At 54.3% G+C, this 12,641-nt stretch carries 13 protein-coding genes; 6 read left to right on the top strand and 7 right to left on the bottom strand.

The window, feature by feature from the left end; all coding sequences use genetic code 11:
- Nucleotide 1: 1 nt before the first annotated feature.
- The 4 genes from BLV48_RS19030 to BLV48_RS15635 all read right to left on the bottom strand — a co-directional run bounded on the left by BLV48_RS19030 (nucleotide 2) and on the right by BLV48_RS15635 (nucleotide 2,320).
- Nucleotides 2-283 (bottom strand): hypothetical protein, encoded by a 282-nt coding sequence (locus BLV48_RS19030; protein WP_175527705.1) that lies wholly within the window; start codon nucleotides 281-283, stop codon nucleotides 2-4.
- 21 nt (nucleotides 284-304) lie between these two features.
- Nucleotides 305-532, bottom strand: a complete 228-nt coding sequence (locus tag BLV48_RS19025; RefSeq protein WP_175527704.1) for a leucine zipper domain-containing protein — start codon at nucleotides 530-532, stop codon at nucleotides 305-307.
- A gap of 82 nt (nucleotides 533-614) precedes the next feature.
- A complete protein-coding gene (locus BLV48_RS15640) occupies nucleotides 615-1,376 on the bottom strand; it encodes an ankyrin repeat domain-containing protein (RefSeq protein ID WP_091827729.1) in 762 nt (253 codons plus the stop codon).
- Between the two features lie 167 nt (nucleotides 1,377-1,543).
- On the bottom strand, nucleotides 1,544-2,320 hold the full coding sequence (locus tag BLV48_RS15635) for an HNH endonuclease (protein WP_091827728.1): 777 nt from the start codon (nucleotides 2,318-2,320) through the stop codon (nucleotides 1,544-1,546).
- A 539-nt stretch (nucleotides 2,321-2,859) separates the two neighbouring features.
- Between BLV48_RS15635 and BLV48_RS19020 the strand changes: the two genes are divergently transcribed.
- From BLV48_RS19020 to BLV48_RS15615, 4 genes are all read left to right on the top strand, one after another.
- The gene (locus BLV48_RS19020) at nucleotides 2,860-3,009 is read left to right on the top strand and encodes a hypothetical protein (protein WP_175527703.1); all 150 of its coding nucleotides are present in this window, start codon (nucleotides 2,860-2,862) and stop codon (nucleotides 3,007-3,009) included.
- A 271-nt stretch (nucleotides 3,010-3,280) separates the two neighbouring features.
- Nucleotides 3,281-3,490, top strand: coding sequence for a transcription antiterminator/RNA stability regulator CspE (gene cspE / locus BLV48_RS15625; RefSeq protein ID WP_091827726.1), 210 nt, complete (start codon nucleotides 3,281-3,283; stop codon nucleotides 3,488-3,490).
- A gap of 288 nt (nucleotides 3,491-3,778) precedes the next feature.
- Complete coding sequence (locus BLV48_RS15620; protein WP_091827725.1) at nucleotides 3,779-3,985, top strand: cold-shock protein; 207 nt, start codon at nucleotides 3,779-3,781, stop codon at nucleotides 3,983-3,985.
- Nucleotides 3,986-4,082: 97 nt separating this feature from the next.
- Nucleotides 4,083-4,706 carry a 2'-5' RNA ligase family protein gene (locus BLV48_RS15615; protein ID WP_091827724.1) on the top strand — a complete coding sequence of 208 codons (624 nt, stop codon included), beginning with the start codon at nucleotides 4,083-4,085 and terminating at the stop codon, nucleotides 4,704-4,706.
- 17 nt (nucleotides 4,707-4,723) lie between these two features.
- On the opposite strand, the gene BLV48_RS15610 is transcribed toward BLV48_RS15615, so the two are convergent.
- Together BLV48_RS15610 and BLV48_RS15605 are read right to left on the bottom strand one after the other, a co-directional pair.
- Nucleotides 4,724-6,910, bottom strand: coding sequence for a diguanylate cyclase (locus BLV48_RS15610; protein WP_175527702.1), 2,187 nt, complete (start codon nucleotides 6,908-6,910; stop codon nucleotides 4,724-4,726).
- Between the two features lie 125 nt (nucleotides 6,911-7,035).
- Nucleotides 7,036-7,857, bottom strand: a complete 822-nt coding sequence (locus tag BLV48_RS15605) for an NAD-dependent protein deacetylase (RefSeq protein ID WP_091827722.1) — start codon at nucleotides 7,855-7,857, stop codon at nucleotides 7,036-7,038.
- Between the two features lie 279 nt (nucleotides 7,858-8,136).
- On the opposite strand from BLV48_RS15605, the gene BLV48_RS15600 reads away from it, so the two are divergent.
- Nucleotides 8,137-10,047: a TonB-dependent receptor plug domain-containing protein gene (locus BLV48_RS15600; RefSeq protein WP_091827721.1), complete on the top strand. Its 1,911-nt coding sequence runs from the start codon at nucleotides 8,137-8,139 to the stop codon at nucleotides 10,045-10,047.
- A gap of 66 nt (nucleotides 10,048-10,113) precedes the next feature.
- A complete protein-coding gene (locus BLV48_RS15595) occupies nucleotides 10,114-11,709 on the top strand; it encodes an alpha/beta hydrolase-fold protein (RefSeq protein ID WP_175527701.1) in 1,596 nt (531 codons plus the stop codon).
- Between the two features lie 23 nt (nucleotides 11,710-11,732).
- On the opposite strand, the gene BLV48_RS15590 is transcribed toward BLV48_RS15595, so the two are convergent.
- Entirely contained in the window at nucleotides 11,733-12,629 is an 897-nt protein-coding gene (locus tag BLV48_RS15590) for a LysR family transcriptional regulator (RefSeq protein WP_091827719.1), read from the bottom strand.
- Nucleotides 12,630-12,641 lie beyond the last annotated feature (12 nt).

The following is a 12,641-nucleotide window of genomic DNA, read 5'->3' as shown; positions in this document are numbered from 1 at the left end:
CTTAACCGGCGTGAACAACCTCCTTAGCACCCACACCTAGCGTGTTCTGACGACGGTCGTTTGTTACGCGGTGACCAGGCCTCTCGAAGCGAGGCAGCTTCTTGATATCCATATGCAGCATGTCACCCGGCTTGGGGTGCTCGTAGCGCTGCACAGGTTGCACTGGCTCCAGGTGTGAGGCGCGATTGAGCTTCAGTCGACGCAGTACAGCTGTCACGGTGGAGTACGCCAGACTCAGTGCCTGTGCGATTTGCTTGGTGGTCCATTTGAGCGTCAGACGCATCTTCTGTATCAGCTCAACCCATTATTGTTTCGGCATCTGCCTCGGTGGGGCGTGGGGACGGCTGGATGCTGACTCAAGACCTGCTTCACCTGCCTCTCGATAGCGAGCAAGCAACTTATACACCGTACGCCTACTGATACCGAATGTGTGGGCGATATCCATGATGGATTGTTGCTGACGTATGGCGCGATCAACGATCAGGGCTCGAATATGGGGCGTGGTTCGTGCATTTTTATGGGGGTTGTTCATGTCGGTTGTTCTGTGCTGTTTGTTTGGCAATAACCAGCATCTCGAACTTAACCGGCGTGAACAACCTCCTTAGTACCCACACTTAGTCACTTTTTAAAAGATTCCCGATGATTTCACACTGACAGTCCCCCTCAAGAGCCCACTCGTAGGGAGTTTGATCTTCTTTATCGTCTTTTACTCCAATATCGGCACCATTATTAATTAGCAACTCAACAGCATCTTTTTCACATTTATATGCAGCCATATGCAATGCGGTTGATCCCCATGCACCTTTCTTATTAACATCGACCCCCTGATCAATCAAATATTTCATGATATGCATATGTTTAATTGCTGAATGTAAAATCCCCGGCGAACTAATATCTGCTCCACAATCTACCAGCATCTTCACCAGCTCAAGATCACCAGTGCCAGCCGCCCAAAGTAAAGAAGTCCCGCTTTCCGGGTTGCTCGGATTAAGGCTAGGATCTGCTCCACGCCGCAGCATCTCCTTAGCATATGCTAATTGATTTTTATAAATGGCCCGAAATAGTGGGGTCTGACCATCGTCACTAATAACATTTATCTCGGCATTTTTATTGAGAAGGAAATCTATAAAAGCTATTTTTTTACGATTCACTGCTATAGATAATGAACTTTCTCCATTAATGTTTCGCGCATCTATGTCAGCACCATAGTCAACAAGCAAATTCATTATCTCAATAAGAGGCCTATACGTACAACAAGTCAAAAAAGGAGTATCGCCGTCGCAATTTTTTGCCTCAATATCTATACCATTATTCAAAATAGATCTGACTCGATCTATATCGCCTTCAAAAATAGCATCATGGATGGCGTTTATCATACTTATGGCTCTCCTTTTCACAGTGATTATATAACGAGATCAGAGTAAAATTTCTGATGTGCATGACTGGTTGCTGTCGGTCAACTAATTATTGGGGCTGGTTTCGTGAGCGGCGGCGTTGGGTTGAATCCACAGCGCAAAGCAGAATAAACCCCACGTCCATCAGATCAGCCTCCCCCCACAAAAATCTGATCCCTATGCTGCTGCATCAATCCGGGATCAGGACTAAACCGCTCAGGCATCACAATCTTTTGCCCTTCGACCGCCTGGAAAAAGCGCTGCATGGCAGGCTCTGGCTGTTTGAGTTGTGCGGACAGCACAACCCGCCAATCCTCATCAAACGTCATCAATCCCTGATCAAAGGCCCGATCATATAGCGCAGATAGGCAAAGCCCATTGCTGGGGTTGAGTCGGTTGGTTTTGTCTTGACTCCAAGGGACGATATGGCTAGCGATCAGTAGGCGTGGTTCCGAGAGGCCGGTGACACAGCAGCGGTGGTGATAACTCGACAGCACAGCGCGGCGGAAAAACGACTGCTTGATGCGTTGCTGCACGATTTGACTGCGGGTTTCGCCTGTAAAGTCGTCTATCAGTTCCTCACTGGCGGATTCAGTTTCCGTTGTATCGCCTGAGGTCTGTTCCAGTTCGGCTTTTATTCGGCTGCTTTCCAATACCAGTCCCTCCCAATCGGCATGAAATTCGTCCCAGATGGCTCGGTCCAATTTTGAGGCGCCTGTCAGACCTTTGCGGCCTGATGCGGTGATCGCCGGATCAAGACTGGCCAGGTTGCACAGTTTCATGGCGACCGAGTTCGCCGAGCGGCCCATCAGGTTGGCCAGAGCGATGATCTCCGGGTTGCTGCGGTGCAGACGTCCGTAAGGGAGTTGGCAGTAAAGATGAAAAGCCAGTTTTACCTGTTCTGGTGTCCAGTCTTTCCTTGGCATAGCAGGGCTCCATCCGAGTCTCAGAAAATCATGTTACCAGTATGTATCGTCGCTACGCACTAGGGCTTCCCAAAGCACCAGTTATGCACACGCACCAAACCATCCATTGCTGTGTATATCTTTTCAGTTTTCCCCACCGCCTCAGTCGAAGAAAAATTAATTCTGTGAAAACCATCCCCAGAACCCCTGAACAGTTCTGTGGAAAACCTCGGCACAACGGGTCCAAACATCGCCCTTAAGCCCTTGCAGTACGGGATCTGTAAAACTGATCAGGGGGTGATCGTTTTGATGCACAATATGGATGTCAACCCTGACGGAGTTTCTGACCGGAGGTTCGGAATGCTGTGGACAGTGATGTGTGTGCCTGTGGAGTATCCTGTTATCTGTTTTATCCACTGTGTGAATTTCGATCAGACGGTGTGGCGGGGCAGGATTTACTTATATAGCTTTAAGCAATTGATATCCTAAAAACAATAAATTTCAACAAACGATCGTCAGGGGGTAATCTGGTTGCATCTGACACCCAAGGAGCACTCGACATGACTGACGTTGCCCGCTACATCGTTTCATCCTTTGAACATTCATCACGCCCGGCTGCGGTTGCCGCCGTACCCGTGACCGAACAGGCATGCCCTGACTGCAATTACAGCAATAACTATTATGGTGATCAGGTGTGTCGGCCTAAATAACGTTAAGCGATTGAAAAGGCTGTAGTTAAATATAAGGCTGCAGTCTTTAATTGAAATAAGTTAAATAAAACTGTCACTGGCTCAATAATAGGCGTACTCTGAACTGGCTTGAGAGTAACACCTGCATTTATGCACCATTTCGACGTCCTGCCTAATCGTATGTACCTCGTTCTGTTTTCATAAGTCCTTGTATTATTAAAAGCATTACCCGAACCAGATCAGTATTTTGCTGGCTGTGTTCACACATTATATTTCGAACGAGAATACTATTATGTCTACTACTACTGGCACCGTTAAATGGTTCAACGAAACTAAAGGCTTTGGCTTCATCGAGCAGAAGAGCGGTGGACCGGACGTTTTCGCCCATTTCAGCGCCATTGCCGGTTCAGGCTTCAAAACCCTGACCGAAGGCCAGCAGGTACAGTTCAATGTTACTCAGGGCCAGAAAGGTCCTCAGGCAGAGAACATCGCCGCGATCTGAACCTTGAGTTCAGTCAGCGCAAAAAACGGGCCCTTGTGGCCCGTTTTTTGTTCACTTCTTTTGGCAATGCCTGAAAATAGTTGAAATAATGCTTTGACTCCCTACCGAATCAGCGTAGACTGCAATGGCTTGAGAGTAACACCTGCATTTATGCACCATTTCGAAGTCCTGCCTAATCGTATGTACCTCGTTCTGTTTTCATAAGTACCAGCATTACCTAAAGCATTATCGGAGCATGACCAGCATTTGGTTACGCCCAAAAATTATATTTCGAACGAGAATACTATTATGTCTACTACTACTGGCACCGTTAAATGGTTCAACGAAACTAAAGGCTTCGGCTTCATCGAACAGCAGAATGGCCCGGACGTTTTCGCCCATTTCAGCGCCATCTCCGGTTCAGGCTTCAAAACTCTGACCGAAGGCCAGCAGGTTCAGTTCACAGTTACTCAGGGCCAGAAAGGTCCTCAGGCTGAGAACATCGTCGCGATCTGAACCTCGAGTTCGATACGCGTAAAAAAACGGGCCCTTGTGGCCCGTTTTTGGTTTTGGGGGCTGAAGTTCAGGCTCTCACCCGTTAACATTCTGTACCATGCCTTATTCCTCTCCTCTCTTTACCATCCCCTGCGAATTGCGTGACTATCCCGAGTGGCATTATGGCCGCCAGATGTATTGTGTCTGGACGCTGCCGGTGCGTGACAGGCTTGTGCTTGAGCGTCTGCAGGCCGCGCAGCAGCACCTTTCGCCCTGGTTGCATCAAGACTACCGTCGGCAGGCCCATATCACTTTATTTGTCTGTGGGTTTGATGCGCTGGTGCAGCACAGGGATGATGATTTCACGCGGCAGGCACAACAGTTGCAATGTGAGGCGCTGGAAATGCTGGCACAGGCATCCTTTTCATTACAGATTGGGGGGCTGGACAGCTTTGCCAGCGCACCCTATTTGCAGGTAAGTGATCCCGAGGGTGTGTTGGCAGTGCTGCGTGAGCGGCTTGAGACAATCAGCTCGGAAGTGCGGCAAGCCGAATATGTGCCGCATCTGACGGTTGGGCTGTTCCAACAGGCGTTGTCTTGGTCGCAGCTGCAGGCCAGGATCAGTTCATTCAACCGAGCCGAGTCATTGACGCTGCGGGTGAGTGAGTTGGAGCTGAGTTGTTACCGCGCCAGTGAGCTGTTCGGGCCGCTGGCACGGATAGCATCCGTGCCACTGCTTTAGGCGTTTGGGTCAACAGGTTATGGCTGAAGCTCGGTATTAGCGCTGATGACACGGTTTCGTCCGCCAGCCTTGGCCTGATACAGCGCATTATCGGCCCGACGCAGCAGGTCATCAGCGGTATCACTTTCGGGGTTCAGGGCGCTGATTCCGGCTGAGAGGGTCACGGGGCCGATTATTTCGGTACCGTATGTGAATGTCTGGCTGGCCATGCTGGCGCGTAGCTGTTCAGCGCGATCCTGGCAGTCCTGCAGCGTTGCCGCAGGCATGACCACAACAAACTCCTCGCCACCAAAGCGACAGATAATGTCGGTTTCGCGGAAGGTTGTCCGCAACAATCGGGCAACGCTTTTCAGCACCTCATCACCGGCAGCATGCCCGTAGGTATCGTTGAGTCGCTTGAAATGGTCAATATCACAGATCATGACGGTCAACGGACTATGATTGCGATGTGCCAGGGCGACCTCGCGGGACAACATTTCATCAAGGAAGCGCCGGTTATTGAGGCCGGTCAGCGCATCCTCGTAGGAGAAGTGACTCAACGCCTGTTGCAGTACCACTTTGGACAGGGTCAGGTTGATCCGGTCGACAGCCCGCAGGAACAGGTTTTGCAGTGTTAACGGGTTCAGCTGCTCAAAATTGATATTGCGACTGTCGAGGTTGACCACCAGCATGCCGATCAGCTGGTTGCCGTTGCGGGGGTCTTCATATTCGATGCGGAAGCTGTGCCACTCATCCCCTTCAGGCCGGGGCGTGTCAGTTAACGCATAGCGCGAGGGCAGGGTCTCCTGGCACCAGTGTAACTCCAGCTCCCAGTGATGCTGAGTCTTGCGATAAAGTCCGCCGGGCAGCGGTTCACACAGATCGGGAAGGTGCGCCGCCATCCGTTTGATGGCGTGCTCAGCAGTCTCGCTTTGCTCCATAGCGCTTATCATTTTATCCAGCAGTGCGCGTTTGCGATTGCCGAACTCCAGAGCACGCGCACGATCGGCTTCGCGCCGGGCCAGTATTTTCAACTCTGAGGTGCGCTCGACCACGCGGTTTTCAAGTGTGGCATTCAGATGTGCCAGTGCGTTCTGGGTGTGAATGAAGTGCCGTAACGATAGTGCCACAATGGCCAGTGAAAACATCAGTGAGCCCCAACCGACCGGAATCCGGCTCCAGGAGATCCAGCCATGGGCAACCGCCATATCCACCAGGAGCAGCAGCGTCAGGGTGGTGGTGGCCAGCAGCATGATACGCTGGTCGCTGTTGGCTTGCGGCAATTGATACACAGTGCAAAGCAGCATGACCGGTACCAGCACCGCGAACAGCAAGTCGAACAGAGGGTAGGTATTGGCGAGGCTTACCACACCCATGAGCGAGAGCCCCAGAGCGCCGATCAGGTAGACCAGAAACAGCCCCACCAGTGAGCGGTAAAGCCATCGCAGTCGCCCAAACCATGCCTGTAGCATCAGCGCCAGTGCGATGGGCAGCAGATAGTAGCTGCCGGCTCCAATGTATTCCCATATAAGAGCATGATTGAACAGCAACTGTTTAGCCTGGCTTGTACTCAGGGCAAGACCTGCGCTGGCCAACGAGAACAACCCCAGAGCAAGCAGGGTCAGACGACCGGATTTGAAAAGTGCAAACAGCAGTGCCAGAGCGGCAATTAACAGGTTGAACAGGGTGATGATCAGGCTATCGATCGATTCCTTCAGAATTTGCTGATAAAGCTCAAGCCGGTCCATGATTTTGACCTCACCCCAAAGACCGATGTCCATGTAATTGGAGTAGACGCGAAAATGGATCGGCTTGCCTGCGGCATCCTCGGGCAGCGGGATCATGTGCCAGGGCCAACCCTCGAAACGGCCCTTGCCCTGGGCATCAAATTCGCCGTAGTGGTAGATGCGCTCACCCTCAAGGTATACCTCGACAATCAGATCAACACTGAAGATGTACAGTACCGGGTCGCGCCAGTCATCTTCAGGGATCTGGGTGCGATACCAGATGTTTTCGCGCCCCTCCCGCCCGGGTGGGTTGGACGGAAAGCTGATAGGGTGCCATTGGGCCTCATCGGCCTCGATGGTCCAAACGGGAGTGTCATCCTTGAACGGTGAGTCGCCCCAGCGGTATTCCCAGTGCTGGTTCAGTGGCACGGTTTCGGCCTGTGCTCGCGTCAGGCCAAGCGCCAACAGGCAAAGCAGACACAGCCACAGGTATCGCATGAGGGCTGCTGATTGATCAGATCTGGCCGAACAAATAGCTGAATTCATCAGCTGCGGCTCCGTCAACAGTATTAATAGAGCCAATTATATAGGGAGAGTGGCTACTATATCACCTATTGTGTATGTCATTTGATACTTAGTTGTTCCAGCGCAGCACTCAGAACCGGCCTGATGGGCTGGTTGATTTTCAGACTGAGCAGTTCGTCCGCGCGGGTTTTGCCCAGGGTCAGTGCCGCGATCGGCTTATTCCACTCATGGGCACGGCGGCAAAAGCGAAAGCCGGAATAGACCATCAGCGATGAGCCGATCACCAGCAGACCATCGGCTTGATGCAGGGCGTCCAGTGCATCCACTACCCGCTGTTTGGGTACATTATCGCCGAAAAACACCACATCAGGCTTCAAAATTCCGCCACAGTGAGGGCAGTCGGGTATGCGGAAGTCACTGAAATCCACCTCCAGGTCCGCATCGCCGTCTGGGGCGGTCTCGGCGCTGAAGTGGGTGAAGGCAGGGTTCAGGTCGGCGCTTTGATGGTGTACCTCGTCACGGCTGCAGCTGAAATCACAGCTCATGCAGATCACCCGATCAGATCGGCCGTGCAGGTCGATAACCCTCTCGCTGCCGGCCCGCTGATGCAGGCCGTCCACGTTTTGCGTTACCAGCAGGTCGATATGGCCCAGCCGTTCCAGTTGTGCCAAGGCAGCATGTGCCGCGTTGGGCCGGGCATCACGCATCACCGGCCAGCCGACCAGACTGCGACCCCAGTAACGCTTACGGGTGTGCTCGCAGCGCATGAACTCCGGGTGCTGTACCGGCTGCTTGCGCTTCCAGTCACCGTTGCTGTCGCGGTAGTCGGGGATGCCAGAGTCGGTGCTGATACCGGCACCGGTCAACACCAGCAAGCGGGGGTGGTTGTGGATAAAATCGCTCAATGCCTGGTGGGACATGATTGGGTCTCAAGCGGAAAAAGAATCTTTCTAGGATACGTCATTGTGTGGGAAATGAATCGCCGGGGCCAGGCAGGGCGTTAGTACAGAGTATTCGGCCTGGGCAGCGCGCATCGAGTACAATCTATTGATTACCTAAATGATAATAATTAGCATTAAGCTTAAGTGTTTGGTGCTCTGACCCCTTCCAGGGCGCCACACGCTCTCACTGTACTCAAGAAGCCCTCCGCCGCATGGCCAACAAGGGGCTCACACACATTCTTACAGGTATAAGACAAAATGTATCCATCAAAGCCGATTCGGGCGTTTGCCCTTTCTACGCTTTCAGCCGGGTTGATGCTGGCGCATCAATCTGCATTTGCCGCCACTCAGGAAATGGACACGGTCGTCATCAGTGCATCGGGTACCGAACATACCCAGATGACCGCACCGGCCTTTACCACTGTGATCGATGCCGATGCGCTGCGTGACAATCCGACCGAAAGTGTGGCTGATCTGGTCAGCCGTAGCGCCGGTGTGATCAACACCACCGACAGTGCGGGCCGTGACGAAGTGCGCATGCGTGGCTTGGATGCCGGTTATACCCTGATTCTGGTGGATGGCCGCCGCATCTCCTCCGGCAATGCCCTTTGGCGTGGCGGTGATTTCGACTTTAGTGCGGTTCCACGCGCCAGTATTGAGCGGATCGAAATTGTGCGTGGTCCCATGTCGTCGCTCTATGGTGCGGATGCCATGGGGGGTGTTATCAATATCATCACCAAGAAGGGTGCGCAGGACTGGGCCACCAATGTGGACGTGGTCTATGAGCACATCACCGAGGGTGAAGAAGGCGACCAGTTCCGTACCAACCTGTCCACCGCCGGCTCCCTGACAGACAATCTCTACCTGCGTCTCAGTGGTGAGTTCTACAACCGTGACGCCTGGTATATTAACGATGTTGATACGGTGCCGGAGCGTGAAGAGAAGAAAGCGCGTAACCTGTCCGGCTCGCTGAGCTGGGATCTGGATGAACGTCAGACCGTGAATGCGGATCTGATGATCAACCATGATGAGCGCCCTTATGATAATTACGCCAGTGGCTCATATCGCGAGCAGGAAATCGAGCGCACCACCTATGCTCTGAGCCATGAGGGTGACTGGGACTGGGGCCGTACCCTGCTCAGCGTCAATTATGAAGACGGCGAAATCGACGATTACAACAGCCGCTATCCGGACCCCAAGCAGCGCAATCTGGAAGAGACCAACCTGACGCTGTCCGGTAGTGCCGGCATGAATCTGGGCATTCACGGCCTGAGTATGGGCTACGAATATCGCAATCAGGAAGTCGGCGACAAGGTCGCCTTTACCCAATCTGGCAGCAGCGACGCCAGCCAGCAGGCCCTGTTTATGCAGGACGAAATGCAGCTGACCGACAAGCTGCGCCTGACCCTGGGTGGCCGCTATGAGGATCACGATGACTTCGACGGTGAGTTCACCCCGCGTGGTTACCTGGTGTACGAGTTGAACAACGCTGTTTCTATCAAGGGGGGTATCAGTAAGGCGTACAAGGCACCGCGGCCACACCAGATTATCGAGGAATACCAGATCGTCAGCTGTGGTGGGTCCTGCTTTATCCCGGGTAACCCGGACCTGACGCCGGAAACCAGCGTCAACTATGAGCTGGGTGTTGAAACCCGTGCCACCAACTGGCGCATGAGTGCAGTGGTGTTCCGCAATGATGTGGAAGATATGATCACCGCCACCTACGATGCTGCTACCCAATCCCGTGCCTGGGTCAACCTGAATGAGGTTCAGGTCACCGGTCTGGAGGTGGAAGGTCAGGTTGATCTGAACCGCGTTCTGAGCCTGGATGCGGCCTACACTTACATGGATACCGAAGAAAACGGCGATGCCGAGCTGGCCTTCCGCCCGCGCCACAAGCTGAATGCCGGCTTGAACTGGCAGGCCACTGCCGATACCGGCCTGCGTCTGGGTGTGGATTATTTTGGTGAGCAGAAAAACTGGGATAACGAGGCCCAGTCCGCCTATACCTTGGTGAGCCTGACAGCAAACTCCCGTGTGGCACCGGATTTGACCCTGCGTGGCGGTATCAACAACCTCACCGACGTGGACCTGAATGACGACGATGATGACTACTACAGCAACGTGGTCGGTCGCAGCGTCTACGTGGGCCTGAGTTACGACTTCTGAGTAATTGTCTCTCCCTGGGGCGGTGTTCTTGTTACCTGAGCACCGCCCTTTTTTATGAGTGAACCTATGTTGAAAAGGATGAATACGCTGGCACTGGCCGTGGCAAGCACCGCGCTAGTGACAACGGCTGCATGGGCGCTGCCGCTGCAGCAAACGCTGTCCCTGCCGGCCGGCGAAACGCGGGTGGTGGACCTGGAGTTGGCACAGGGGGACTACCTGCGTGGGCAACTCAGTGGCAACGGCCCGGTCAACGCACTGCTGGTCGATTCCGAAGGCGCGCCGGTGCGCCATCTGACCCGAGCGGGTGATGTGGATGCACGGGTGGCCTTTCGTGCTTCTCAGGGGCAAGCCTATCAGCTGGTATTGAGTGCCGGTGATGCACCCGTGCAACTGTCGCTGGCGCTGGAAAAGGCACCCTTGTTGGCACCGGGGGAGGTGAATGCTCCCGAGATGGACAGCCCTCAGGTGCGCCGGGCATTGGCTGCATTGCAAGCAGGGCAGAGTGTCGATGAGGTCTGGTCTGGATTGACGGCGTCAGGCACTCCCCTGATTGAATGGCCGCAGGATGTGCCAGAGGCAGAATTGGCTGCGGATGAACGTCTGGTCACCTTCATTTGGCGCGGTGCCCGTGAGCGGGTGTTGATGCTGGGTGCGCCGGGTTATGAGCATGATCCGCTGTTTCGCCTGGGGAATTCGGATATCTGGTTTCGCAGCTATCGTTTGCCCAGCGATACGCGCATGAGCTACAAACTGGCGCCGGATGTGCCGCAGGTCGCAGGAACGGAACGCGAGCAGCGGGTCGCCATTATGGCGACGGCACAAAGAGATCCGCTGAATCCGAACCAGTGGTCGCCGGATGGTCTGAATGATCGCTATAACCTTAACTCCATTCTGGAGCTGGATCAGGCACCTTCCGATCTGCTGCTCAAGGGGGATCGACCGCTGCCAAATGCCCGGCACTACCGTTTGAGCAGTGAGCGTTTGGGCAATACCCGTGATGTGGATATCTGGCTGCCCGAAGGCATTGAAGCGGGGTCGGGTGAGCAGGTACCGCTGGCCATTTTCTTTGATGGTGCTGAGTACCAATCACGAGTACCCACGCCCCGTATTTTGTCGAATCTGATCGAATCGGGTCAGATACCGCCCACGGCAGCGGTTTTTGTCAGCAATCCCAGTCGTGCAGCACGGCGTACGGAGCTGCCCTGCAACGCAGACTTTGCCGACTTCATGGCAGAGGAGCTGCTGCCATTTGTTGTGGACAAAACCGGTTTGCATTTCTCTGGGGATAAAACCCTCTTGGCCGGTGCCAGTTTCGGTGGTTTGGCATCTGCCTGCACGGCCTATCGTTATCCACAACACTTTGGCCTGGTGCTGAGCCAGTCAGGGTCGTTCTGGTGGAGCCCGGCGGATGCGGAACGTCCTGAATGGCTCAATGCGCAGCTGGCCAAGTCTGAACACTTGCCCATCCGCTTCTACCTCAGTGCCGGCCGTTTCGAGACCGACTTTGGCGAAAGCGGTATTCTCAATGCCAACCGCCAGCTGGAGCAGATCCTGCAGATAAAAGGTTATCCGGTGAAACTGGAAGAGTTCAGCGCTGGCCATGACTACTTCCACTGGCGCGCAACCCTGGGACGGGGGTTGGTACATCTGCTGGGTGACTGAGCACCGGCCAGTTGTTTGCAGTATCAGGCTGGAGGCTGATTGTACTGGCGTGCCAGTTCGACAAAGGCGTTCAGGTAGTCAGTCTCCACATCCTCTTTACGCAGACCAAGGAAAATCTGTTTGGCGACGCCTGATTTTCCCAATTGCAGCGGGTGCAGCGGCAGCCTTTGTTGGTACTCACTGACCAGCCAGCGCGGCAGTGCTGCGACACCACGCCCGGCAGCTACCATTTGCAGCATGATGTCGGTGGTCTCGATCTGCTTGTGGCGGCGCGGTGCACAACCGGCCGAGGTCAGAAAGCTGTTGAAGATATCCAGCCGTTCCGGCTCAACCGGGTAGGTGATCAGAGTGTCGTTGAGCAGCTGTTTCGGTTCAACCTGAGGTTGCCCGTACAGTGGGTGCTCAGGACCCACCACCAGCACCTGTTCGTAATCGAAAACCGGCTCGAAGACGAGGCCACTACGGTGCAGCGGGTCCGGTGTAACCAGCAGGTCGATCTCGTGGCCATACAGGGCGCCCATGCCACCAAACTGAAACTTCTGCCGCACGTCCACATCCACATCGGGCCACTGCTGCAAGTAAGGGTTCACTATCTTCAATAGCCACTGGTAGCAAGGATGGCACTCCATGCCGATGCGCAGGGTGCCGCGCTCGCCACTGGCAAACTGCTGCATCACCGCTTCGGCGTGCTCGAACTGAGGCAGCAGCCGTTCCGCCAGTCGCAGCAGATAGCGGCCGGCCTGGGTCAGGCGCAGGCGACGGCCTTCCTTCTGCCACACGGGGGTACCCAACTGCTGCTCCAGCTTGCGCACTGAATGACTCAGGGCGGATTGGGTGAGGCACAGGGTATCGGCGGCGGCAGTCAGCGAACCTTGTTGGTCCACGGCGCGCAGTATCATCAGGTGGTGGCGGTCAAGCATGTTAATCCATGA

Origin of the sequence: Marinobacterium iners DSM 11526 (genome assembly GCF_900107855.1) — a bacterium.
GTDB lineage: Bacteria > Pseudomonadota > Gammaproteobacteria > Pseudomonadales > Balneatricaceae > Marinobacterium > Marinobacterium iners.
This window is presented reverse-complemented; position numbering and strand designations above follow the sequence as displayed.

Bases quoted from the DNA above. Each gene is read 5' to 3' on its own strand.
- BLV48_RS15620 (WP_091827725.1), top strand. From the start codon at position 3,779: ATGTCTACTACTACTGGCACCGTTAAATGGTTCAACGAAACTAAAGGC.
- BLV48_RS15600 (WP_091827721.1), top strand. From the start codon at position 8,137: ATGTATCCATCAAAGCCGATTCGGGCGTTTGCCCTTTCTACGCTTTCA.
- BLV48_RS15640 (WP_091827729.1), bottom strand. From the start codon at position 1,376: ATGATAAACGCCATCCATGATGCTATTTTTGAAGGCGATATAGATCGA.
- BLV48_RS19030 (WP_175527705.1), bottom strand. From the start codon at position 283: ATGCGTCTGACGCTCAAATGGACCACCAAGCAAATCGCACAGGCACTG.
- BLV48_RS15605 (WP_091827722.1), bottom strand. From the start codon at position 7,857: ATGTCCCACCAGGCATTGAGCGATTTTATCCACAACCACCCCCGCTTG.
- BLV48_RS19020 (WP_175527703.1), top strand. From the start codon at position 2,860: ATGACTGACGTTGCCCGCTACATCGTTTCATCCTTTGAACATTCATCA.
- BLV48_RS15590 (WP_091827719.1), bottom strand. From the start codon at position 12,629: ATGCTTGACCGCCACCACCTGATGATACTGCGCGCCGTGGACCAACAA.
- BLV48_RS19025 (WP_175527704.1), bottom strand. From the start codon at position 532: ATGAACAACCCCCATAAAAATGCACGAACCACGCCCCATATTCGAGCC.
- BLV48_RS15615 (WP_091827724.1), top strand. From the start codon at position 4,083: ATGCCTTATTCCTCTCCTCTCTTTACCATCCCCTGCGAATTGCGTGAC.
- BLV48_RS15595 (WP_175527701.1), top strand. From the start codon at position 10,114: ATGTTGAAAAGGATGAATACGCTGGCACTGGCCGTGGCAAGCACCGCG.
- cspE (WP_091827726.1), top strand. From the start codon at position 3,281: ATGTCTACTACTACTGGCACCGTTAAATGGTTCAACGAAACTAAAGGC.
- BLV48_RS15610 (WP_175527702.1), bottom strand. From the start codon at position 6,910: ATGCGATACCTGTGGCTGTGTCTGCTTTGCCTGTTGGCGCTTGGCCTG.
- BLV48_RS15635 (WP_091827728.1), bottom strand. From the start codon at position 2,320: ATGCCAAGGAAAGACTGGACACCAGAACAGGTAAAACTGGCTTTTCAT.